At 62.0% G+C, this 23327-nt stretch carries 22 protein-coding genes and 1 pseudogene; 7 read left to right on the plus strand and 16 right to left on the minus strand.

Annotated features, from left to right (window positions below):
- Nucleotide 1: 1 nt before the first annotated feature.
- Nucleotides 2-1801 (minus strand): adenine deaminase C-terminal domain-containing protein, encoded by a 1800-nt coding sequence (locus AAHA41_RS09860; protein WP_323070932.1) that lies wholly within the window; start codon nt 1799-1801, stop codon nt 2-4.
- A 135-nt stretch (nt 1802-1936) separates the two neighbouring features.
- Here AAHA41_RS09860 and AAHA41_RS09865 point away from each other — a divergent pair, with 135 nt between their 5' ends.
- Both AAHA41_RS09865 and AAHA41_RS09870 read left to right on the plus strand, forming a co-directional pair.
- Nucleotides 1937-2878 carry a LysR family transcriptional regulator gene (locus AAHA41_RS09865; RefSeq protein ID WP_323070933.1) on the plus strand — a complete coding sequence of 314 codons (942 nt, stop codon included), beginning with the start codon at nt 1937-1939 and terminating at the stop codon, nt 2876-2878.
- 267 nt (nt 2879-3145) lie between these two features.
- Nucleotides 3146-3622, plus strand: a complete 477-nt coding sequence (locus tag AAHA41_RS09870; protein ID WP_071913044.1) for a YMGG-like glycine zipper-containing protein — start codon at nt 3146-3148, stop codon at nt 3620-3622.
- A 66-nt stretch (nt 3623-3688) separates the two neighbouring features.
- Here AAHA41_RS09870 and AAHA41_RS09875 read toward each other — a convergent pair whose 3' ends face one another.
- The 5 genes from AAHA41_RS09875 to AAHA41_RS09895 all read right to left on the minus strand — a co-directional run bounded on the left by AAHA41_RS09875 (nt 3689) and on the right by AAHA41_RS09895 (nt 8637).
- Complete coding sequence (locus tag AAHA41_RS09875; RefSeq protein ID WP_323070935.1) at nt 3689-4645, minus strand: D-2-hydroxyacid dehydrogenase; 957 nt, start codon at nt 4643-4645, stop codon at nt 3689-3691.
- A 131-nt stretch (nt 4646-4776) separates the two neighbouring features.
- A complete protein-coding gene (locus tag AAHA41_RS09880) occupies nt 4777-5541 on the minus strand; it encodes a DUF3530 family protein (protein WP_040066845.1) in 765 nt (254 codons plus the stop codon).
- A 136-nt stretch (nt 5542-5677) separates the two neighbouring features.
- Nucleotides 5678-6244, minus strand: a complete 567-nt coding sequence (gene efp / locus AAHA41_RS09885) for an elongation factor P (protein ID WP_005335100.1) — start codon at nt 6242-6244, stop codon at nt 5678-5680.
- 45 nt (nt 6245-6289) lie between these two features.
- Entirely contained in the window at nt 6290-7498 is a 1209-nt protein-coding gene (earP, locus tag AAHA41_RS09890; RefSeq protein WP_323070936.1) for an elongation factor P maturation arginine rhamnosyltransferase EarP, read from the minus strand.
- A 95-nt stretch (nt 7499-7593) separates the two neighbouring features.
- Nucleotides 7594-8637, minus strand: a complete 1044-nt coding sequence (locus tag AAHA41_RS09895; RefSeq protein ID WP_005348017.1) for a GMP reductase — start codon at nt 8635-8637, stop codon at nt 7594-7596.
- A gap of 395 nt (nt 8638-9032) precedes the next feature.
- Here AAHA41_RS09895 and AAHA41_RS09900 point away from each other — a divergent pair, with 395 nt between their 5' ends.
- The gene (locus AAHA41_RS09900; protein WP_041209987.1) at nt 9033-9527 is read left to right on the plus strand and encodes an ATP-dependent zinc protease; all 495 of its coding nucleotides are present in this window, start codon (nt 9033-9035) and stop codon (nt 9525-9527) included.
- Between the two features lie 38 nt (nt 9528-9565).
- Here AAHA41_RS09900 and AAHA41_RS09905 read toward each other — a convergent pair whose 3' ends face one another.
- The 7 genes and pseudogenes from AAHA41_RS09905 to AAHA41_RS09935 form a co-directional block, all read right to left on the minus strand.
- Nucleotides 9566-11002: an ATP-binding protein gene (locus AAHA41_RS09905; protein WP_323070937.1), complete on the minus strand. Its 1437-nt coding sequence runs from the start codon at nt 11000-11002 to the stop codon at nt 9566-9568.
- Nucleotides 10999-11685, minus strand: a complete 687-nt coding sequence (locus AAHA41_RS09910; protein WP_203130151.1) for a response regulator — start codon at nt 11683-11685, stop codon at nt 10999-11001. Before AAHA41_RS09910 ends, AAHA41_RS09905 begins: the two co-directional genes overlap by 4 nt.
- A gap of 83 nt (nt 11686-11768) precedes the next feature.
- On the minus strand, nt 11769-12401 hold the full coding sequence (locus AAHA41_RS09915; protein ID WP_043850158.1) for a tetratricopeptide repeat protein: 633 nt from the start codon (nt 12399-12401) through the stop codon (nt 11769-11771).
- Between the two features lies 1 nt (nt 12402).
- Nucleotides 12403-13263, minus strand: a complete 861-nt coding sequence (locus tag AAHA41_RS09920) for an SDR family oxidoreductase (protein ID WP_323070938.1) — start codon at nt 13261-13263, stop codon at nt 12403-12405.
- Between the two features lie 18 nt (nt 13264-13281).
- Nucleotides 13282-13935: an iron-containing redox enzyme family protein gene (locus AAHA41_RS09925; protein WP_033112674.1), complete on the minus strand. Its 654-nt coding sequence runs from the start codon at nt 13933-13935 to the stop codon at nt 13282-13284.
- Nucleotides 13932-15410 (minus strand): AMP-dependent synthetase/ligase, encoded by a 1479-nt coding sequence (locus AAHA41_RS09930; RefSeq protein ID WP_323070940.1) that lies wholly within the window; start codon nt 15408-15410, stop codon nt 13932-13934. The genes AAHA41_RS09925 and AAHA41_RS09930 overlap by 4 nt, the downstream gene beginning before the upstream one ends.
- A pseudogene (locus tag AAHA41_RS09935) lies at nt 15407-16078 on the minus strand (thermostable hemolysin). Before AAHA41_RS09935 ends, AAHA41_RS09930 begins: the two are co-directional and overlap by 4 nt.
- A 132-nt stretch (nt 16079-16210) precedes the next feature.
- On the opposite strand from AAHA41_RS09935, the gene AAHA41_RS09940 reads away from it, so the two are divergent.
- A complete protein-coding gene (locus AAHA41_RS09940; RefSeq protein WP_323070941.1) occupies nt 16211-16858 on the plus strand; it encodes a class I SAM-dependent methyltransferase in 648 nt (215 codons plus the stop codon).
- 31 nt (nt 16859-16889) lie between these two features.
- Here the strand turns inward: AAHA41_RS09940 and AAHA41_RS09945 are convergent, their stop codons facing one another.
- Both AAHA41_RS09945 and AAHA41_RS09950 read right to left on the minus strand, forming a co-directional pair.
- A complete protein-coding gene (locus AAHA41_RS09945) occupies nt 16890-18278 on the minus strand; it encodes an FAD-dependent oxidoreductase (protein ID WP_203975249.1) in 1389 nt (462 codons plus the stop codon).
- Between the two features lie 14 nt (nt 18279-18292).
- Nucleotides 18293-19228, minus strand: coding sequence for an ABC transporter six-transmembrane domain-containing protein (locus AAHA41_RS09950; protein ID WP_323070942.1), 936 nt, complete (start codon nt 19226-19228; stop codon nt 18293-18295).
- Between the two features lie 107 nt (nt 19229-19335).
- Here AAHA41_RS09950 and AAHA41_RS09955 point away from each other — a divergent pair, with 107 nt between their 5' ends.
- The 3 genes from AAHA41_RS09955 (at nt 19336) to AAHA41_RS09965 (ending at nt 22105) form a co-directional block, all read left to right on the plus strand.
- Nucleotides 19336-19929 (plus strand): TetR/AcrR family transcriptional regulator, encoded by a 594-nt coding sequence (locus AAHA41_RS09955; protein WP_139395343.1) that lies wholly within the window; start codon nt 19336-19338, stop codon nt 19927-19929.
- Nucleotides 19930-20016: 87 nt separating this feature from the next.
- Nucleotides 20017-21264, plus strand: coding sequence for a winged helix-turn-helix domain-containing protein (locus AAHA41_RS09960; protein ID WP_323070943.1), 1248 nt, complete (start codon nt 20017-20019; stop codon nt 21262-21264).
- 49 nt (nt 21265-21313) lie between these two features.
- Nucleotides 21314-22105, plus strand: a complete 792-nt coding sequence (locus tag AAHA41_RS09965) for a hypothetical protein (protein WP_323070944.1) — start codon at nt 21314-21316, stop codon at nt 22103-22105.
- A 91-nt stretch (nt 22106-22196) separates the two neighbouring features.
- Here the strand turns inward: AAHA41_RS09965 and AAHA41_RS09970 are convergent, their stop codons facing one another.
- Complete coding sequence (locus tag AAHA41_RS09970; protein ID WP_323070945.1) at nt 22197-23321, minus strand: M20 family metallopeptidase; 1125 nt, start codon at nt 23319-23321, stop codon at nt 22197-22199.
- Between the last annotated feature and the right edge of the window lie 6 nt (nt 23322-23327).

The following is a 23327-nucleotide window of genomic DNA, read 5'->3' on the forward strand; positions in this document are numbered from 1 at the left end:
GTTAATCGGCTTGGCTGGCATCGTGGGGCCAGCAGCAGATGAAGGGGTCGACAATCTCGCGGGTCAGGCCATCGGTGAGGCCGAGATCGGTCAGATGGGGCCCCGCATTGCAGGCAAGACAGGTCCCCTCGATGGCCTTGAAAACCCGATAGGGGGGCTCCCACTCCACCACCTTGCCGCTCACTTCGCGCAGGGCGTGGAAGCTGGCAGCCAGCTCGCTGGCCGGCAGGTCGGAGAGCATACCCGCGATGGGCATGGCAACGTGGGCCAGCACCTTACCCTGCTGGACGACCGCCATGCCGCCTCCGCTGGTGATCAGGGTGTTGGCGGCCATCATCATCTCTTGCGGGTCGCGCCCCAGCACCACCAGATTGTGGGAGTCGTGGGAGTAGCTGGTGGCGATGGCTCCCTGCAGTTCGCCCCACCCCTCCAGCAGCGCCAGCCGGGTGCCCGCCTGATGGCGACCATGGCGGTGTTGCACCGAGATGAGGCTAAATCCCGCTGGCACGATGACCTGACCATCCCGAACCTCAACCTCGGTTTCACTCCACTGGGTGAAGCGAGCCCCCTTGATGGTTTTGAAGCGGGCCCGCCCCGCAGCCAGCCCGGGCACCCGGATGATGAACTCCTCCAGGGTGCGCAGGGGGATCTGCATGGTATCGCGCGGCGCCTGACAACCAGCGACAGGCTCGGAGGGGCTGAGAATGGCGCCATGGCGGGCAACCCGCTGGCCACCGCTGTAGACCCAGACCGGGTTGAGATCGGTGAGGTTGTCGAACACCACCAGGTCGGCGCAGCGGCCGGCAGCAACCAGCCCCAGATCGTTGCGCTGCAGACGGATGGCGGCATTGAGGGTGGCCATCCGCAGCACGTCGGGCACCGCCAGTCCCAGCTCTGCCAGCAGTTTGACCAGCGCAATCATGCCACCCTTCTCCAGCAGCATGTCGGGCGGCACATCATCGGTACAGAGGGTGATTTGGGAGGAGAGGTGGGGCAGCTGTTTCAGCGCTGCGACGATCTCCGGCAGCAGATAGGGGTGGGAGCCGCGCAGCTGCAGGGTGAGCCCGGCGCGCAATTTTTCCAGCGCATCGGCAGCCGAAGTGAGTTCGTGATCCGAGCTAACCCCGGCAGCCAGATAGGCTTGCAGCCGGTGACCAGTGAGGCCCCGGGCGTGTCCCTCAATCAGGGCATTGCGCTGCAAACCGGCGTGCAGAATGCCGGTCATCCGCTCGCTGCCGCCCAGCACACCCTGCATGTCCATCACCTCGGCGATCCCCGCCACCTCTGGCCACTCCAGCATGGTGGCCATCTCAGGGCCGTGGAAGTCGGCGCCCGACATCTCGAGACCCGGCGTCGAGGGAACGCTGGAGGGGGCGGCGCAGATGACCCGCAGCGGCAGATTGCGGCTGGCGTCGATGGCATAGCGCACCCCCGCCAGCCCGAGCACATTGGCCAGTTCGTGGGGATCCCAGAAGATGGTGGTGGTGCCCTGCGCGACCACCACATCGGCGTAGCGCTCCGGCGTCAGGTGGGAGCTCTCCACATGGACATGGCTGTCGATCAGACCGGGCGAGAGATAGGCGCCGGCCAGATCGTGGGTCTCGCGTGCCTGCTGGAAGGAGCCGACCGGATGGACGCTGGCGATCAGCGGGCCGACCAGCCCCACGTCGACGGGGCGGATCTCGCCGGTCACCATGTCGATCAGGTTGGCGTTGGTCAGCAGCAGATCGAAGGGGGCTTCGCCGAGGGCAGCCTGCACGGCGCGGCGGCGCAAGTTGAGGGATGCATCTTGTTCACACATGAAGGAGATGGCCTGACAAGGGGAATAATGGGCCCACTTTAGGGAGGGGATTGGCCCGTGCATAGCGCAAAGAATTTATAACTTGATAAGAAAGGGTTATGCTGCTGCAAACGTTTTTCTTTGGTTGTCGATTTCATGTCCGAACCCTGGCGCCGTCTGCCTGCGCTCTCTCTCAAGCAGATCCAGTATTTTGTCACGCTGGCCCAGCTGCGTCACTTCACCGAAACGGCCAATCAGATGGCCATCAGCCAACCCGCCCTGAGCAGTGCCCTGCGCCAGATTGAATCTGTGCTTGGCGGCAAACTGTTTCACCGCACCGCACAGGCGGTCACCCTGACCGAACAGGGGGAGGCGATCCTGCCCCATGCCAAGGGGCTGCTCAATGTGGCCCACGCCGCTTTTGCCGATATGCAGCAGGTGATGGCAGAAGGGGGCGATGGCACCCTGCGCATCGGTCTGATCCCGTCTGCCTGCACCCTGATGTTTCCGCTGGCGGCCGCCCGTCTGCAGCAGCAGTTCCCGGGCTTGCGGGTCGAGTTTCAGGATCACACCAACGACGGTCTGTTGCAGGCGCTGGCCGAGGGGTCTCTGGATGCAGGGATTGGCGTGCTGGATGGCGAATTGCCCGATTCGCTGGAGGTGACGCCGCTGCTGGACGATGCGCTGGTGGCGGTGATCAACCGGCAGGATCCGCTGGCAGCGGAAGAGATCATCAGCTGGCAGGCGCTGACCCGCCGCGACATCGCCCTCTTTGCCAGAGGCAACGTCAGCCGGCAGGTCAACGGGCTGGCCCAGAGCCAGTTGCCCGGGCTCAAACCCAGATACACCACAGATTATGTCGAGACACTCTACGGCCTCGTGCGCTCCGGGCTGGCGGTTGCCATCCTGCCCGGGCTCTATGCCGCGAACCAGTGCGATCCCCAGCTCAAGGTCGTGGCGCTGCACGAACCGGTGCTGAGCCGCACCCTGGCCCTGATGTGGGCGAAGGGGCTCTCCCGTTCAACCCGTATTGATGAGGCGCGCGCGCTGCTGCGTCAGGTCATCATGGCGCAGTACGCCGCATCCTCCTCTCGCTAACCGGCTGCAGGGCTGGTGACAGGAGCTGTCCGATGGCCGCTTGACCCTGACGGGAGAAAGCGGTGGCAACTGCCTTTGGCTGCTCGCCTCCACTTCTGATATTTCACCGGTTTCCCCTTCTGATTCAATTCGTTGCATCGATGGCTCCGCCCACATTCCTGATTTGGCGCGACTTGAGCAGCATGGGGGGCGATTGCCCCCATCTGGCGCTGGCCCCGCTGCTTTGTATAGTGCCGGTGGAATTAATCAGGTTTGACAGGAGTACCCATGGAGATGAATTCGCGCGCGCTTCGCGCACTGGCCCTGTTGGGCGCCTTGCTCGCTGGCAGTACGACCGTGCACGCCTCCGAGACCCTCAATACCATTCTCGGTGGCGGCGCAGGCGGGGTAGCGGGCACCATGATCGGCAAGGAGCTGGGGGGCGATACCGGTGCGCTGGTTGGTGCGGCCATTGGCGGCGCAGCTGGTGGTGCGGCGACGGCCAACAAGGGCAACAAGAATGAAGCGGCCCTTGGCGGCGCGGTGGGGGCGCTGGGTGGTGCTGCTATCGGCAAGAGTGTCGGTGGTGATACTGGCCAGCTGATCGGCGCAGGGGTTGGCGGAGCAAGTGGCTCGGCCATCGGTGCCAAGACCGGCGATGGCCACCAGAGTCAGGATCGCTATTACGATGATGATGACCATCATCACAAGCACCACAAAAAGCACAAGAAGCACAAAAAACACAGATGGCATGACGACGATTGATCGCCATCTGTCGTGAGTGGTGGGGATAAAACAACGGGGCCAGTGGGCCCCGTTTTGCATGTTTGATCAGACCAGCCGGTGCTGGCGGCGACCGGCGGCAAAGGCGTTGATGTTGTCGATCAGCTGGTCGGCCAGCCGCTGCATCGACTCCTCGCTGGCCCACGCTACATGCGGGGTGAGGATGAAGTGGGGGTATTGCAGCGCCTTCATCAGGGGATGGTCGGGGGGCGGGGGTTCGACGCTCGCCACATCGAAACCGGCACCGCCGAGGCGGCCGTTGGCCAGCGCCCGCAGCAGTGCCTCTTCATCCACCAGACCGCCACGGCCGACGTTGATCAGCAGGGCGCCCGGTTTCATCAAGCTCAGCTCCCGCTCGCCAATCAGGTTGCGGGTGTAGGGGGTGAGCGGGCAGTGCAGGCTGATCACATCCGAGCTCTGCAGCAGCTCGTCGAGCGGCAGGCGATCTTCGTCGTGGCTGCCACCGATCTGGCTCTGGGCGTAACGTACCGTCATCCCCATTCCTTTGGCCCGCTCGCCGAGCGCCTGACCCAGGGTTCCCTTGCCGATGATGCCAAGCTGCTTGCCGTGCAGATCCATGATGTTGTGGTCGAAGAAGCAGAACTGACCGCTCTGTTGCCAGCGCCCCTCCAGCAACGACTGGCGCCAGCAGAAGAGGTTGCGCGACAGGGCCAGCATCAGCGCCATGGCGTGTTCCGGCACCGAGGGGCCCGAGTAGTTGCGGATATTGCACACCCCGACGTTGGCCGCGCGGCACGCCTCCAGATCCACGTTATCGCTGCCGGTAGCGGCGAGTGCAATGAGTTTGAGTTCCGGTAGCTGGGCCAGTTCGGTGGCGCCGATGCGCACCTTGTTGATGATGGCGATGCTGGCATTTTTCAGCCGTTCGACCACCTGTTCCGGGGCTGTGCTGGGATAACTCTGCCAGTGGTGGGGAAAGTCGGGATGATGCAGGGTGATGCCCGCATCCAGGGTATCGCTGTCGAGAAACACAATCTGCTGCATGTACCTTCCTGCCATATTCGGGTTTGAACCGTCATGATGCCAAAAAGGGCGCCATCAGAGCCAGTGTGCCGCGCCATGGCGGGTGGGCTTTCTCCGGCTGATGTGATGTTGCGCGCGCTTTGTGGCGCGGGTCAGAGCCAGCCCAGATGGTTGAGCCACCCCTGAATGCGGGTGGGGGTTTCGCCCAGTTCCATCAGGGCGTAGGGGCGATAGTTGAGCTTGTGGCTGCGCCGGCTCTCGGTCTGGCGCGCCTCGGCCGCCAGCAGCGGCCAGCGGCCGCCATCCTCCTGATAGAGATCCAGTGTAGGTATGGTGCCCTGCGCTATCTCTTTTGCGAGGATCTGGTTGCTCTGCTGGTCGGGGAAGAAGCCATCGAGCAGCACCAGCGCATCGGGGGCGGGCAGCTGTTCGCTGGCGATAAGGTTGGCTGTCCAGGCGGCGCCGGTGCCTTGCGCCAGGATCAGCTTGAAGCCCCCCTCCTGCAGCTTGGCATCGGCCAGCTTGCTGATCCGCTCGGCCAGTTGTTTGCGAAAGGCGTCACTCTCCTTGGCTTTTTTCTCGGCGGCGGGGTCGAGCTCGGTTTGCTGGGGAGAGGGGAGCAGCAGCAGGGTATCAAAGCCCAGCTGGCTGAGGGCGCGGGTCAGTTGCCAGAGCTGGCCGCTGCGCTGCCAGTCGGGCAGCAGGATGGCGAGCCCCACATAGTTGTCGCTATCGTGCTTGGCAAACAGCACCGTCTGCTTGTCGATCTGGGTAGCTTCGGGTTGCCCTTTCCAGTCGCTTGCTTGCCAGTGATCGAGGGGGAGTGGCTCCGCGATGGGCGGTGCAACGTCGCTCGCCTGCGCGACATGGCCAGCCAGCATGGTCAATAACAGCAGTGATAAGGATAATCTGGCCATAGTGTGCTCCCCCGGTTATCTGGGTTAGCGGCGGCGGTGGGATTTTCTGAAGGGGGAGGCGGAGTTGTGGCCGCGAACAGGCAATAAAAAAGCGAGCCGGAGGCTCGCTTTTTTGCAATCAATTCAACGTGGTCAATTAGTTGACGCGACGCTTGAATTCACCGGTGCGGGTATCGATTTCGATCTTGTCACCGATCTCTACGAAAGCGGCAACTGCCAGCTCGTAGGTAGTGCCTTTCAGACGGGCAGGCTTGGTCACTTTACCGGAGGTGTCGCCACGGGCAGCCGGTTCGGTGTACTCAACTTCACGCACGATGGTGGTCGGCAGTTCTACGGAGATGGCTTTCTCGTTGTAGAAAGTCACTTCACACAGATCTTCCATGCCGTCTACCAGGTAGTTCAGCACGTCACCCAGGTTGTCTTTCTCTACGTCGTACTGGTTGTACTCGGTGTCCATAAAGACATACAGGGGGTCGGAGAAGTAGGAGTAGGTGCACTCTTTACGCTCCAGCTGAACAACGTCCAGCTTGTCGTCGGCCTTGAAGACAGTCTCGGTGGCGCTGCCGTTCAGCAGGCCTTTCAGCTTCATTTTGACCACGGCGGAGTTACGGCCGGATTTGTTGAATTCAGCCTTCTGGACCACCATCGGCTCGGTGCCGATCATGACTACGTTACCAGCGCGGATTTCCTGAGCGGTTTTCATGTAAAAAATTCCTGTTCGTGAAACGGACGGATAAAAACTGCCAGATTATATACGGCTTTCCAGAAATTTCACCAACCTCGTGACGAGATCCCCATCCCGGAGCAGCTTCTGTGACCAGAGTCGCCCATGTTGCTGCCAAATCGCGCTGTATTGTGGCCATTGGGCCCAGAGCTCGCGGCAATCTTCACCACGGTTGAGAGCCAGATTGAAGCGGCGCAGCCATTGGGCGCAATCGGCAGGCAGATCAGCAAGATAGTGGTCGAGGAACTGCTCCAGCTTGACCAGATGGGCCTCCTCCTCCTGTTGGTAGATATGCCAGAGGAAAGGACGAGCTGCCCACTGGGCCCGCACGAAGGAGTCCTCCCCGCGTACCAGATTGAGATCGCAGCTCCACAGCAGTCGATCATAACCGGCCTGATCTGTCATCGGCAGCAGCTTGATGGTGAGGTTGCCCGAGTGGAGCAGATCCCCTGCCTTGGCGGTGGTGATGGCATCTTCAAGGCTTGCACCGCGCAGCACATCCTGTAGCGAGCGTCCCAGCGGCAACAGCAGGGTGACGGGCGTGGTGCTCTGGCACCAGCTCTCGACCAGGCTTTGCAGCGCATCGCTCTCGTAGGTAAAGAGGCTGACCCGCAGCTCGTTCTCTTGTCTGGGCGGCAAACCGAGGCTGGCCCAGTAGGCTGCCAGTCCCGCATCATCTTGCTGCCACTGCTCCCGTTCGGTGATGAGGTCGTGCTCGCACAGGAGACCGCCGGTTTTAGCGGTAAAGCCCGGGAAGAAGAAGTATTTGTTGAGGCTTTTATTGGCAACCCGCTGGGGCGAGGCGAGGCCGTGGCAATCCTCGACCCAGCTCTCCGCCGAGAGGTACTCCAGATTGATCCAGCAGGGGGGCTTGGGTTGGCTCGCCATCAGTTCGGCCATTCGTTCAATGAAGGGGGCGGGCAGTTCGCAGGCAAAGGCTTCGATCACTACCCTGGCTGGAGTCATGTCGGTCGGCAGGGTCTCATGCCAGTGCTGGATATAGATGCCATTGACCCACTGACCATCCTGCTCCGAGTCGAGCCCGGGACAGATGCGGGCGAAACTTGCCAGATCGTCCACCCAGAGCCGCACCTGAACCGCATCGCCATGTGCCGCTATATTCCCCTCCCGCTTTAGCTGGCGGGCAAGTCGCCAGGTGACACCGATGTCGCCGAAGTTGTCGACGACGCAGCAGAAGATGTCCCAGTCAAACGGGGGCAGGGGAGTTGTCATGGCTCGGGATCCCAGATGCAAAAAAACCGGTGCGCAGGGTAGCACACCGGTTGACTGGCTTCTAACCGTCAGCGCGTGACGGTCGCTGCGGCAGGTTACTCCTTGCCGTAGACGTTGTTCTCCTGCTCACGTACCCGGATGAAGGTAGTCCGTTTTGTCAGCTCTTTCAGCTGGCTGGCTCCGACGTAGGTACAGGTGGAGCGCACGCCGCCCAGAATGTCGCGCACGGCGTTCTCGACCGGGCCGCGATAGGGCAGCAGCACGGTTTTACCCTCGGAGGCTCGGTACTCGGCGACGCCACCGGCGTGCTTGTCCATGGCGCTGGAGGAGCTCATGCCGTAGAACTTCATGAAGGGTTCGCCGTCTACATCGACGATCTCGCCACCACACTCTTCGTGGGCTGCCAGCATGCCGCCCAGCATCACGAAGTCGGCGCCGCCGCCGAACGCTTTGGCGACGTCGCCCGGGCAGGTGCATCCGCCGTCACCGACGATCTGGCCGCCGAGGCCGTGGGCCGCATCGGCACACTCGATGATGGCGGAGAGCTGCGGGTAGCCGACGCCGGTCTTGACGCGAGTGGTACAGACCGAGCCCGGGCCGATGCCGACCTTGACGATGTCGGCGCCGGAGAGGATCAGCTCTTCGACCATCTCGCCGGTCACCACGTTGCCCGCCAGAATGACGTGGTTGGGGCAGGCTTCACGAATCTTGCGCACGAACTCGACGAAGTGCTCGGAGTAGCCATTGGCCACGTCGACACAGATGAAGCGCAGCGCTTCGGACATGGCGAGGATCTGGCGGGTCTTGGCGAAATCTTCAGCCGAGGTGCCGGTGGAGACCATCACATGGCCCAGCAGCGCCGGGTCGGTCTCGTTGACGAAAGCTTGCCACTGCTCAAGGCTGTAGTGCTTGTGTACCGCGGTCATCATCTCGAAACCGGCCAGCGTGCGCGCCATGGCAAAGCTGCCGACGGTATCCATGTTGGCGGCGATAACGGGTACGCCTTGCCATTGGGTCTGAGTGTGCTTGAAGGTGAACTGACGGGTCAGGCTTACTTGGGAACGGCTCTTGAGAGTAGAGCGCTTGGGGCGGAACAGGACATCCTTGAAACCGAGCTTCAAGTCTTCTTCGATACGCATTACAAATTCCTTATTGAGCCTTGTTGAAAGTCACTTTTGCAGTGGCAAATTTTCGGCAGGCGCAAAAAAACCGGTGGTTTTCAGGCCCTCCGGTTTACAACAGTGTAGGCAAAAATCCCTTCAGAACAAGACTGATAATTCGCTCATTGTTGTGGTAGCCTTTGGCGTCACAACCTGAGGTTGGCCACAAGCTTCATCCAGCACCTTATCTTGCCTCCCGTTTACCTCTTTTCTCTCTGTTTTCAACCTTATGCAATCGGCGTCGTTGCTGCCACCGACTGTCGTCTGCCGTTGCGGTTTGCCGGGCCGGTTGCGGCTGGTCATAACAAATCGGGTTGACCCCCGGGTTGGCTGTGATAGATCTGGGCGCAATATCGACAAGGCGAGAGATCGTGATGGGCAAAAGATTGTTGAGTGCCGCCATCCTGTGGGGGCTCTGTGGCAGCGCACTGGCGGCAACACCGACCAGCTATGGCTGGGTCGAGAAGGGGCTCATCATGCCGATCGGTGTGGCGGTGAAGATGAAGCTCGATACCGGTGCGCTCACCTCCTCTCTTGATGCGCGCTCCCTCGTCCACTTCAAACGGGATGGCAAACCCTGGGTGCGCTTCATGCTGGATGTGACCGACGCCGACAGCGGTGAGCGGGTCAAACAGCAATTCGAGCGTCCGGTGGAGCAGAGCGTAACCATTCGCGGCGCCGGGGGGATCGAGCAGCGGCCGACCGTCACCATGTCCATCTGTCTGGGGGACAAGGTGTACGAGGAGTGGTTCACTCTGCGGGATCGCAGCGACATGATCTATCCGGTGCTGCTTGGCCGTCGCCTGCTGGCGGATCTTGGCCCGGTGGATGCCGGTCGAACCTTTACCGTGCAGCCAAATTGTCATTGATAGCAAACAGCCGGCATCGCGGGCTGTTTGCTTATCGCTCATCTTGCCGGCGGAAGCGGGAGGAACACACTCACTTCCAGCCCCCCTTCCGGCCGGTTGTGGACATCAAGCTCGGCGCCATGCAGCTGGGCGATGCGCGAGACAATCGCCATGCCAAGGCCGACGCCATCTCCCTGTTGGGGATTGACCCGAAAGAAGCGCTCGCACAGCCGTGACAGCGCAGCGGTCGGAATGCCGGGGCCGTTATCGCGGATATCGACCCTGACCCTGTGCCCCTCCTGCCGTACCTCGACGGTGATCTCGCCTCCGGCCTGGGTATAGCGCAACGCATTGTCGATGAGGTTGCTGAACAGCAGATCGAGCAGGGTACCCTGACCCATCACCATCAGATTCTCATCCCCCTCCAGCGAAAGTTGCTGATCCTTTTTCAGGGCAATGGGGGCCAGTGTTGCCAGCGAGGTTTGCAGCAGCTGGCTCAGGTTGAGCTCGCCCTGCACCACCCCTTGCTGGTTGTCGATGCGAGCTTGGGTCAGCAGCTGGCGGATCAGCCGGTCGCTGCGATCGAGGGCCTGCAGCATCTTGTGCATCGATTGCTGGCGGCTCTCCTCATCCTCGGCGCTCAGGGCATTTTCACTGTGGATCCGCAGTACCGCCAGCGGGGTGCGCAGTTCGTGGGCTGCCTCGTTGGTGAACTGTTTCTCCCGTTCGATGGTTTCGGCCAGCGCATGCATCAGGCGGTTGATCTCGTTGGTGAGCGGAGTCAGTTCGTGGGCGCTTGTCTTGAGATTGAGTGGGCTCAGGTTGGCGGGGTGGCGCTCGCTGATAGCTTGCGCCAGCAGGCGCAGGGGCGCCAGACCGCGGGTGATGAGCCACCAGAGCAGCACCAGCAGAAAGGGGAGGGTCAGCAACAGGGGCAGCATGGTAAGGGCCGCCATCTTGCTGGCCAGTTCACTGCGCTCGTCATCCCGCTCGGCCACCACCAGCCAGGTGCGGCCATCCTCGTTGTAGAGGGTGAAGGTGCGCCACTGATGGTGATCCTTTTTCACTGTGCTGAAACCACGGGTGAGCTCGACCAGTGGCTGATCCGGGGCACTGGGGGAGCGCAGCAGCATTACCCCCTTGTCGTTGAGCAGCTGGAAGTAGAGGTTGCGCTCGAACTCGTGACCATAGGGGGTGAGTTCCCGATCCTCGCCGCTCAGATTGAAGCTGGGATCCTTGGTCCACTCGTCGGGGTTTTGCACCTCCCAATCCTGATAGATGGTGCCATTGGCCGGCAGATCCCCTTGCTGGGCCAGATAGCGCTCCAGCAGCTGGTCGGTGATGCGGGCGGACTGGGCCAGCCGCGCATCGAACAGCTCCTCCATCTCGTGGCTCGCCTCCAGATAGCCGATGACGGCGCTGATGGTGAGGCTGAGCCCCACCAGCGTGAGAATGCCGGTGAGCAGAAAGCGGCGGATGGAGCGCGGTTTTTTCATCGGGGGGCACTCCGGCTAGCCTGCTCAAGCTGGGGAATGATGTAACCGACACCGCGAATATTGCGGATAAGGTCGCTGTAGAACTTCTTGCGCAGGTGGTGGATATGCACCTCCACCGCGTTGCTTTCGGCCCCCTCATCCCAGCCGTAGAGGCTCTGCTGCAGCTGCTCCTTGCTCAGCACCCGGCCGCTCTGGCTGATGAGCTCTTGCAGCAGCTTGTATTCGTGGGGGGTGAGCTTGACCGGTTCGCCCCGATAGGTGACCTGCTGAGCCTCGGGGTAGATGAGGATCTCACCGTACTCCAGCACGGCCTGCACCTGCCCCTTGCTGCGGCGCACCAGTGCGCGCAGGCGGGCGTTGAGCTCCTGCAGGGCGAAGGGTTTGACCATGTAGTCGTCGGAGCCGGCATCCAGCCCGATGACCCGATCGTCGAGGGCATCGCGGGCGGTGAGGATCAGCACCGGCAGCTGGTGCCCCTCGCGGCGCAGCTTGCGCAGCAGGCTGAGGCCGTCGATATCGGGCAGGTTGAGATCCAGAATGAGGGCGGCAAACTCGTCGCTCTTGAGTGCCGTCAGGGCGGGCAACCCCTGTTGCAGCCAGTCCACCGTATAACCGCTGTGGCGCAAGGCATCCTGCATGCCATCACCCAGCATCACATCATCTTCAACCAGCAGGATCCGCATTGTTATTCCCCTTGAAACGACTCTGCCCACCAGTATGCAAGCTGGTGGGCAGAGTTTAAATAGATCTCTGATATGGCAGAACTTTACAGCTTGGCGAGCCGCTCGCGGATCTCCATTTTGCGGCCCTCGTCCGCCACTTCCCGGCCCGGGCGCGCTGGAGCTGCCATCGCCTTGTCGAGATAGGTTTTGGCCTCAGCCTTGCGGCCCTGATCCAGCAGGAAGTCGCCGTAGAAGAAGTTGGGGTCGATGCCGGTCGGGTTGATGGCCAGCGCCTGCTTGAGCAGCTGCTCCGCCTTCTCGTCATCACCGAAGCCGACCGGCCAGCCGGGCACCTGATAGTAGAGCGAACCCAGGCTGGTATAGGCGGAGCCCTCCAGCGCCTTGGGATCCTGCTTGATGGCCAGCTCCAGTTTGGCCTTGGCCTCTTTCACCAGCCCCAGCGCTCCCAGCCCGCCCTTGGCGCCAGCCCAGGTACTCTTGACGATGGCCGACCAGATGAGCAGGTCGGTGCGAAATGGCTCCTTGGCGCTGGCCGCTTCGGCCTGAGTGCTCAGGGTTTCGAGGCAGCTCTCTTTCGCTTTGCCGCTCTGCTGGTACTGGCAGACGGCCCACTGCTGCTGGATGGGGGCGAGGGCGTCTGTGGCTGCCTGGGCGCAGGTCGAGCCAAGCAGGAGGGCGATGACGCAGGAGGTGGCGGATTTTAGCGCAACGTTCATATCAAAGTTCCTTTTTGGTCGGGATGGGGCGTGAGAGATCAGGCTGCAGCGTCGCGCCGCTCTCGGCCATGCCCGGCTGTTGGCGGGCATAGCGTTTAATGATGGGCAGCTGTTTGGCCAGCGCCTTGTCGACGATGCCGGGCAGCAGGGCATTGAGCCGCACGAACAGCTTCTCCGGCCAGCCGAGCCAGCTGCGGCGGGTCTCGTTGCACAGGGCGATGATGGCCGCTTCGGCTACCTCCTGCGGGCTGTCGGTCTGGGTGCCGAGCGCCGCATTCATCTCGTAGGCCGCTTCGGAGTTGAGTTTGGTACGGGTGGCACGGGGGGCGAAGTGGAGCACCTTGATGCTGCTCCCTTCAAGCTCCCGTCCCAACGCCTCACTAAAGCCGCGCAGGGCGAACTTGGTAGCGCAGTAGACGCTGTAGCCCGGGTAGCCGATGCCGCCAAACCCTGACCCCATGTTCATAATGATCCCCGGTTTGCGCAGACGGGGCAGCAGGGCGCGGGTCAGCTGGATCGGCGCCTCGATATTGAGCAGCAGTTGGCGCTCGACCTGCTCGCTGCTCTGATCTTCCAGCCAGGCAAACTGGTTGCAGCCGGCGTTGTTGATCAGGATGTCGAGCCCGTTATCCAGCGCCGGGTGTTGCAACAGCTTGGCACGCTCCTGCGCGGAGCCGAGGTCGGCGATCACCACCTGATGGCGCTCGGGGTGCGGCAGCGACTTGCACAGACGCTCCAGCGCCGGAGCGCGGCGGCCGTGCAGCAGCAGATGGGCACCCTGTGCAGCCAGCTCCTGGGCCAGCTCCTCGCCAATCCCGCCGCTGGCGCCGGTGAGCAGCACCGTTTTTCCTTCAAGTTTCATGATGCGGATTCCTTCTGGTCACGGCGTGGCGGTGAGGTTGTAGAGCATCTCGCCGTAGAGGCGATAGACCACCTTGGTGGAGTGGATGATGGCGGCCTGATCCGCCGGACTCTCGACCTGATCCATCAAGGATTCAAAGAACTTGAGGTGCTCCTGATCCAGGGTGCCGTGGGAGCTGAGATAGCTCATTGCCTGCGGGGGCAGACCGAGGCCGCTTTTCAGCTGGTCGGCTACGGTGAGGGCGATGGCGACGCTGGTGCCTTCCAGCACCTGGACCATGCCGAAGAAACCCATGGGGTTGCCCCGCTGGATCTGGTCGTAGAGGAAGGCGACCATCAGCTCGATGGGCAGCCCGGGCTGGCCATGACGAACCGCCTCGGCATCGCCGCCACAGGCGCGGATGTCATTGAGGATCCACTCCTGATGGCCGTACTCCTCGTCGATGTACTCGGCAATGGCGCCGCGTACCCACTCGTACTCCTGACCCAGCTTGCCACCGGTTGCCATCAAAAGCGGGACTGTGTGGCGCACGTGGTAGTAGGCCTGAGCCAGAAAGGCGAGATAAGTGTCGCGACTGATGTCGCCACGGCGGCAAGCTTCGATGATGGGGGCCTTGAAAAGGTGCTCGCGCTCAGTGGCAGTGGCTTGTTGCAGAGTCTGATAGAAGCTCATGAGGATTCTCCTGTGGTGCCGGTTGCAAGGCACTGGCTGATCTGTTGGGCAAACTGGCGATAGGTCTCTTCCCGGCGCACCCGCCCGTTGGCGGTGAGCAGCCCGGGATGCTGGTCAAGTGCCACCGGCAGCCAGTGGTGCAGGCGGGCGTAGTCGGGGAGACGACGATTCAATACTTCGATCTGTTGTGGCAGTTCTGCCTCTTTGCCCGGCAGGGGCTGGATCAGCGCCACGTTGGCGGGCTGGCCATCGCCGAACACCACGATACGGGCGATGGCGGGGCAGAGCTGGGCTTCAGCCTCGACCCACTCGGGGGAGAAGTTGCGGCCAAAGGCGGTGATCTGGACATTCTTCTTGCGCCCGGTGATGTGGAGGTAGCCCTCTTCATCGAGGCGGCCCAGATCTCCCGTGGCAATCAGCTCGGGGATTGACTCATCGCTACCCAGATATCCCAGCATGGCGCTGCCGCGTACCAGGATCTCGCCATCGTCACCGATGGTGACACAGGTATGGGGCAGGGGGCGGCCAACGCTGCCCGGCTTGTCAGTACCCATGGTGTTGAGGGCCACCACCGAGCAGCACTCCGAGAGGCCATACCCCTCGTAGACCGGCAGACCAAGCTGGCGGGCATGGGCGATAAGATCGGGGGCAACCTTGCCACCGCCGACGGCGATAAAGCGCAGACCGCGCAGCTGCTGGGCCAGCACCGGGGTACTGGTACAGAGCGCCAGCAGCAGGCGCAGCAGCTCGGGCACCAGCACCAGACTGTGAGTTGACCAGCGCAGCAGTGCCTCCCCCAGCATGACTGGATTGAGCGAGCTGGAGCCGGTGAAGCCGAGTTCGCCGAGCGACGGGATGCGGCTGCAGGCGCCGGTCAGCAGCGGCACATAGAGGCCGGTGAGGTTCTCAAGCAGGGTGGCCAGCGGCAGCAGGGTGAGGTGTTTTTCCACCTTGGCTGGCGCGACACGCTCGGCCAGCGATTCGCACACCGCCATCATGCTGGCCAGCGAGAGGCAGACCCCTTTGGGCTGGCCCGTGGTGCCGGAGGTGTAGGTGATCTTGGCAGTGCCCTGTGGCAATGCCGAGAGGTTTGCCGGTTTGCGGCGCCAGAGCGGCAGTTCGCCGCTGACCAGCAACAGCGGCTCGGCGGCGTGCCACCCCTGATGGGCCGGGCCAACCAGCGCATCGGCGCCGCTGCTCTCCAGCAGCCACTCTTGCTGCTCAAGGCTGAAGAAGTGGGGCACCGGTATGACCACGATCCCGGCTTTGGTGCAGGCCAGATCCATCAGCGCCCATGGCAAGCCGTTGTCGAGTTGCAGGGCAAGGCGCTTGATGCCGGCTTGCTGCAGCTTGCCAGCCAGATGCTGGATCTGCTGCCAGAGGCTGTGGTAGTCGAGCCGCTGCTGGCTGCTCAGCAGCGCAGGTGATTGCGGATTCTCGCGGGCATGTTTGGCGATGGCGTCGAACAGGCTCATTGGGCGCACCTTTTCTCACTGGTCAGGGTTGCATCGGTAAAAAGCACTGGCATGGGGGCCAGCAGGTTGAGCAGCAGGCTGCTCTGGGCGAGCACTGCCCGCCCCTGATTGATATCTCCCACCATCACCTTGGGCTGGCAGCGGTAGTACTCGCCCCAGGCAGCGGCGTCGGCACCGACCTGATGCGCCTAGGCGGGGGCCAGTTCGACCGGATTGAGGCGCAGGCGGGTGAAGCTGTTGCGCAGCTTGGCGGTGCCGGTAAAGACCACATAGTCGAGGGCGTTGTCACACAGCATGCGGCAGAGGGCGGCAAACATCAGGCGGGCATTGCCCGGCTCGCGACAGGCGAGATTGCCCACCTCGATGATGCGCTGGCGGTTGGGGCGAACACCAAGGCGAGTCTCGATGGAGGCTTCGATCGGTTGCTCCAGATACTGCTCCAGATAGAGGCGATGCTCGCCGGCCTGGCTGCTGGCACGGTTGAGGCCACAGGCACCCACCAGCGTCCCGTCGGCGCGATAGAGTCCGATCAGGCAGGGCAGAAAATGGGGAATGCGGGCATTGAACTCCAGGGTGTAGGCATCCTGGATATAGGCTTGCAGCGCCATGACCTGCTGCTCTGATTCGGCCAGGATCAACCGGTAGGGGGCTTGGATCTCGGTGGTCATGGGGAGACTCCTTCTCTTGCGATGGGTTCAGAGTAAAAGCCCAAACTTAAGAAACCCTTAAGCGGCAAAAAAAGTTGTCAGCATCCGGTACGGCAGGCAAGCTGCCCCCCTGTCGCCATCCCGAGGTATTCCATGTCATCGACTGCCTGCTGCCCCCTGTGTGCCAGCCATCACTCCTATCCCCTGCCGGTGGCGGGCAAGCGCTATCACCGCTGTCGCCAGTGCGAGCTGGTCTGGCTGGATGCGGGCGATCATCTGGATGAGACGGCGGAGAAGGCGGTCTACGACGGCCACGATAACCGGGTGGATGATCCCCGTTATCGCACTTTTTTGATGCGGGCTTTTGGCGAGGTGCTGGGGCGGGTGCTGCTACCTGCCAGCGGCCTTGATTTTGGCTGTGGTCCCGGCCCTGCGCTGGTGGCGATGGGACGCGAGGCGGGTTACGACATGGTTGGGTATGACAAGTTCTATGCCGACTTTCCCGAGTTGCTGACGCGTCAGTATGACTTCATCACCAGTACCGAGGTGATCGAGCACATTGCCGAACCGCGCGCTGTGCTTGACCGGTTGTGGGCCTGCCTCAGGCCCGGCGGCATACTGGTGCTGCAAACCCAGCGGGTGCTCGGTGACGAGCGGTTCAAGAACTGGCGTTACCGCCACGATCCTACCCATATCGTCTTCTTTGCCGAGGCGTCGTTTCGGGTGCTGGCTGCTCGCTGGCAGGCCGAGCTTGAGTTGCCTCATGCCGATGTGGCGGTATTGCACAAAGGCACGCCTTGAGGCGTGCCTTGTTCTGTTGCTCGTTGGTGGGTTACTGGTCGTAGCCCTTGTCTTGCCACTGGTAGTACATCAGGGCCGACTTGACGCCGATTGACTTGAACGGCTCCGGCGGTAGCCACATCGGCAGCGTCTGCTCGGCGTGGTTGAACCAGGGGTGCTCCTTGCCCTGATAGAGGCTGGCCACAATGTCGCCAAACAGGAAGGAGAGGTTGATGCCGTGGCCGTTGTAGCCGAGGGCGTAGTAGATGTTCTTGTGATCTCCCATCACCCCCACCGCTTCGGTGCTGTCGCCGGTCATGCCGAGCACCCCGTCCCACACCTGTTCAAACTTGATCCCCTTGAGGGCCGGATAGAGTGTCACCAGCTCCTTCATCATCATGGCGCTGACCCGATTGAGGTCTCCCTTGTAGTTGAGGCCGTCGTTGAAGACGTACTCGGCATTGCCACCGCCGATGACGATCCGGTTGTCCGGGGTCAATACCAGATGAAACAGGATGTTGCGGGTGTCATAGAAGGGCATCCGGCTCTGCCACTGGATGGCGTTGAGCTGATCCCGGGTAAGCGGTTCGGTCACTGCGCTCTGGGCGTGTACCGGAAAGACCCGGCCGCTGAAGTAGCCAAGTTTTGAGGTGTAGCCGTTGGTCGCCAGCACTATGCTGTCGGCGGTCACCTTGTACTTGTCGGCCACGTTCAGTTCGATCTGCTTCCCCTCTTTGATCCCCAGCACCGGGCTCTGTTCATAGATGGTGACGCCCGCCTGCTCCACCGCCTTGTGCAGGGCGTTAACCAGCTTCATGGCGTGTACCTGACCGCCATTGGGGTCGTAGACGGCGCCTGCGTAGCGGTCGGTGCCGAGTTTCTCTTCGGTGGTGTCGGCGTTCCAGTATTGCAGCGGGATGCCGAGGCGATTGGCGGTTTTTACATAGTCGCGGTACTCGGGAATATCCTCCTCATCGAGGATCGCCTCCACATAACCATCGAGCCTCATATCGGCATCGATGCCGGTCGATTCAACCAGTGCTTGCAGCTTGTGCATGCTGGCGACCGTCAGATCATAGTGGCGCTTGCTCGCTTCCCCCTCTTCATAGAGGTCCATCACCTCGGAGCCCGGCAGCACCATGCCGCCATTGCGGCCCGAGGCGCCGCTGCCGACCTGTTTGGCCTCGAAGATGGCAATCTTGAGCGACGGATTGGCCTTTGCCAGATGCCAGGCGCTGGAGAGGCCGCTGTAGCCGCCACCTATGATGGCGATATCTACCTTCAGATCTTGTGCCAGCGGGGCACTCTCCTCTGCCGGTTTCTCCTTGAACCAGTAGCTGGTGTTGGGCTCAAAGTCGCTCATTTTGGGGCCGCAGGCGGCGAGGAAAAAACAGCTGATACACATGGTCAACGCTCGTTGGCAGAGGGTGGTCGGGTTCATGGTTTGCTCCGGGTTCAGATTGCTTGTTCGGTGTTGCTGGCTGGTTGCGCCGTATTGACCCGGCGTCCGATATCCCGCAGCCGGGCGAGCTGGTCGGCAAGACCGGGCCCTTCATCCAGGCTGCTGACAAAATTCCAGAGGTAGGTCATCACAGCATAGACATGGCCTGCGGAGACCTGGGGTTGGGCCATCAACATGGTGATGGCGAGCAAAAAGAGCAGGGCCGCGCTGACGCCGACCGCCAGAAAGGCGAGCGCCTCCCGATCCGATACCCGGATACGGATCCATGCGAGGGTGCGGTAGTGACGAGTCAGCCTGATTTGCTCGGCGTGCGTCACCAGCTTGACCTCGTGCTCCAGCCGGTCGTTGAGGCGCTCATGCAGCAGCTGGTTCTTGCGTGAAAAACCGGGCAGCAACAGACCGAACAGCAGCAGAACCCCCATACAGGCGATACCGACCCAGAACTCGATCACCGTCAGCATGATGGCGGCACCCATGATGGAGACCAGGCTGGTGGCCAGGATCGGGATATGTTTCTCGAAGAAGTCGACAAACTCCCGTGCCAGGGTGACCCGCGCCACTATGGTGGATTGCCCCTCCTGCTGCTGACGTTGGGCCAGGATCACCGGCACCGCCAGCGCTGCATAGATATGGGTAAAGGTGCGGGTATCGACCGCCCGGCGCAGGGCGCCGATGAGCCAGAACAGCAGCACGATGAGGGCATAGCTCGAGGCTTGCCACCACAGTCCCTTGACGATGGCGTCGATGGCAAAGCCGGCGAACAGGGGGTAAGCCACCAGCAGGATGTTTTCGAGGGCGACCAGCGAGAAGGTGCCCGCCAGCTTGAGGGGATTGGCCCGTGCAATCGCCCCCAGCGAACGACCGGCCGAGTGTGGCAACGGCGTGGCCTGCTCGTTGCAACTGGCTGCCGAAGTGGTTGGTGTTGTCATGGGTTATCTCCTAAGATGTCGGAAATGCTAACTTTGAGCAAGTGCTCAAAGTTTGTTTGAGCGGTCGCTCAAAGTCAAGCAGAACGATTGATATCGCAGGAGGTAAGATGGCACGCCCATCAGCAGAACAGCGTAAAGAGATGATCATCGAGGCCGTACTGGCCCTGTTTCGGGAGAAGGGAATGGCAGCCTCTTCCACCCGTGATGTGGCCGAGCGCACCGGTCTGGCGCGCAGCCACGTCTACCACTACTTCAAGGATTGGAAAGAGCTCTGTCTCTGCGCCGTGGAGCGTTTCACCAGTCAGGAGATAGCCGAGCAGCGGGAGTGGCTGTTGCCGCTGCCGGCCCGTGAAGCGTTGCCACTGTTCGTGCGGGACAACCTGCCGACCAGTCAGGATGCCTCCTGGGCCATCTATCTGGATGCATGGAACGAGTCGCTACGCGACCCGGTATTTGCCGAGAGTTACCGCAAGACCATTCAGGCATGGCGCGAGGTGCTGGAGCAGATCCTGCAAAAGGGGATCGACAGCGGCGACTTCATGGCCGCTGATACCGGACGACTGGCGCGCCAGATCACCTCCCTCATCAACGGCTATGCCGATGACCTCATTCTGGAGCCAACCCCCGAGACGGTAGAAGCCACCTATCAGGAGATCATGGCAGTGGTGAACCGGCTGGTACTGCCAAACAACCCGGCATAAAGCTGGGGGAGGGGCCATCAACTCTTCCCCATGTTTATTTGGCCGCTGTTCGGGCATGCTGGAGGTCGGTTACCAAGGAGTGGTTTGATGTCTATCCCCCATTTATCGCTACAGGATGCCCGTCATTTGCAGCTGGCGGCGCAGGGGCTGCTGGTGCCGCGCCGCGGCAAGGCTGCCCCGGCCGATCTGCTGGCGACCATCCGCCGCATGGCGCTGCTGCAGATAGACACCATCTCGGTGGTAGCGCGTAGCCCCTATCTGGTGCTCTTTAGCCGTCTCGGTCAGTACGAGCCTCGCTGGCTGGAGCAGTTGCTGGCCGACGGCGAGATCTTCGAATATTGGGCCCACGAGGCCTGTTTCGTTCCCCGCGAGGATTACCGGCTGCTGCGCCACCGAATGCTCGACCCTGCCGCCATGGGCTGGAAGTTTTCGGCCAACTGGCTCGCTACCCATCAGCAGGAGATCGGCCAGCTTATCGAGCGCATTCGCCACCATGGCCCGGTACGGGCGGCTGACTTTGAACGCACAACCGGCAAGGGGAACGGCTGGTGGGACTGGAAGCCGGAGAAGCGCCATCTGGAGGTGCTCTTTACCACCGGTCAGCTGATGGTGCGGGAGCGGCGCAACTTTCAGCGGGTCTATGACCTGGCCGAGCGGGTGCTCCCCGAGTGGCGTGATGAGCGGGATCTGCCGAGCGTCGAGCAGGCGCAGCGGGATATGGTGCGCGCCAGCTGCCGGGCGCTGGGGCTGGTCAAAACTGGCTGGGTGGCGGATTACTACCGGCTGCGGCGTGGCAAATATGACGCCTTGCTCCATCAACTGGCGGACGAGGGGGAGCTGCTGCCGGTACGGGTGGAGGGATGGCAGCACGGCGCTTTTGTGCATGCCTCGTTGGCCGATGAGCTGGCAAGGGCACAGGCGGGCACCCTCAAGGCAACCCATACCACCGCCTTGTCGCCGTTCGATCCGCTGGTATGGGATCGCAAGCGAGCCAGTGAACTGTTCAACTTCGACTATCGTATCGAGTGCTATACCCCGGCGCCCAAGCGTCAGTACGGCTACTTCGTGTTGCCGCTGCTGCATCGTGGCAAGCTGGTGGGCAGAATGGATGCCAAGGCCCATCGCCAGCAGGGAGTCTTCGAGATCAAGAGCCTCTATCTGGAAGCCGGGGTGAGAGTGACCCGCCAGCTTGCGCAGGATCTGGCGAAGGCTCTGCAAAAGTTGGCCGAGTGGCACCAGACGCCGGCGCTGCACTATGGCGCCATTCCGGCGCCCTTGCTGGCCATGTGGCAATCCGGTGTTGCGCAAGGCGGTGAGGCAGCGGCAGTGGACTAATCCGCACAGTAACGCGTCGCAAGATGATGGCATGAGTGGGGAGAGAGGGATGAGACGAACCCGATTGCTGCTGGCAGGGCTGGGCCTTGCCATGCTGATACCGGCGAGCTTTGCCAGAGCGGCAGAGAAGCCGGTACAGATCTGTCTGGGGGAGGGCAACGAGTGGGCCCCCTTTACTTACTGGGAGCGCAAGGATGGGGTGCCCGATACCAGTCGGTTGACCGGCTCGGCCACCACGCTGGTGCTCGATGCCATCAAGAAAAATGGCTTGTCCTACCAGATCCGCTATCTGCCCTGGGCGCGGGTGCAGCAGGAGCTGGCGGATTATCACCAGAACGGCCTGTGCGAGCTGACCTGGGATGCCAGCTACAAGCCGGAGCGTGCCGAGTTCGCCTTCTACAGCGTGCCGCTCTACTACACCCATCTCGGTTTCTTCTATCTCAAGCGCCGCTATCCTGAAACGCCCGATCTGCAGACGGTCAACAGCTCACGGGTATGCGGCGTGATTGGCTATAACTATGCCCCCTATGGACTTGCGCAGGAGCCACGCCGGGTCAAGCAGTTGCAACAGGCGCTCGACATGCTGGGGCGGGATCGCTGTGACTTCCTGCCAAGCGAGATTGAGCCGCTGGTTGGCGGGTTAACCCTGGGCATCTACCAGAGCGAACCCGGTCTACTCAATCTCGCCCTGCCAAGTCGCAAGGGATTCTATCTGCTGGTCAGCAAGGGATCGCCTCGTGCCTACGAGCTGGTTACCCGCCTGAATCAGACGTTGGTGGCATTTCAGGAGCAGGGTCATGCGGAGGAGGTGATGCGCCGCTTCCTGCCGCCGATGGAGTAAGTGCCAAGAAGGCTAATCACTCAGATTTATCAGATGAAAAAAGAGCCAGCCGGTGCAAACCGGCTGGCTCTTCCGTTTTATGGGAAAACCATCAGGCCGCGATGCGGGTCAGCACCTTCACCAGCAGTTCGATGCGAGGGCCAATGCTGGCCAGATCGAGATACTCCTCGTCACTGTGGAAACCGGCGCCGATAGGGCCCAGACCATCCAGCGTGGGGATGCCGAGGGCGGCAGTGAGGTTGGCATCTGAGCCGCCCCCTACCTCTTGCCAGCGAATGGGCAGCCCCAGTTCGGCGCCGCACGCTTCAACCAGCGCCATCAGCGCCTCAGTGCCTTCTGATGGCACCATGGCCGGTTTATGCGCCTCACGGGTCAGCTTGATGGTGATCCCTTCCAGATGGGGCCGCTCGACCAGGGTCAACAGATGATCGTTGACCAGGCTGTACTCCTGATTGTCCCAGAAGCGCACATCCACCACCGCGCTGGCGTGGGCCGGTACTATGTTGGCGCCGTTGCCCCCCTCGACAATGCCGATGTTGAGGGTGGTGCCGCTCTCGAAGTTGGTCAGGGCGTTGATGGCAAGGATCCAGTGGCCCAGCTCGGTGATGGCGCTGCGTCCCTTCTGCGGCTCGTTGCCGGCGTGGGCCGCCTTGCCGGTGAAGTCGATGCGATAGCGTGCCATTCCCTTGCGAGCCTTGACCAGCGAGCCATCGGCACGGGCCGCTTCGGCCACCAGCACCTGCTTCGCCTGTTTGGCCACTGCAGCCAGCCAGTCGCTGGAGTGGAGGGAGCCAATCTCCTCGTCCGGATTCATGCAGATACATATGCTCAGGCGATCGCGCACCTCGCGGGGCAGTGCCCGCAGGGCATAGACGATGTTGAGCAGACCCGATTTCATGTCGGAGACGCCGGGGCCGTAGGCGCGCTCGCCATCGACACTCATCGGGCGGGCGGCGGCGGTACCGACCGGGAAGACGGTATCCATATGACCGATCAGCATGATGTCGATCTGCTCGGCCTGCGGCTGGTTGCGGATCTCCAGCCCGACCCCGGCGATGCCGCAGTCGACCCGTTTGATCTGCCAGCCGCCCATCGCCTCGTATTTGGCGGCCATCAGCTCGGCCACTGTGGCAATGCCCGGCTGGTGCAGAGAGCCGCAATCCAGATTGATCAGGGGGGCCAACTCGGCCAGATATTGATCCAAAGAAACAGTCATTGTTTG

Source organism: Aeromonas sp. SER, assembly GCF_038739615.1.
GTDB classification, from domain to species: domain Bacteria; phylum Pseudomonadota; class Gammaproteobacteria; order Enterobacterales; family Aeromonadaceae; genus Aeromonas; species Aeromonas jandaei.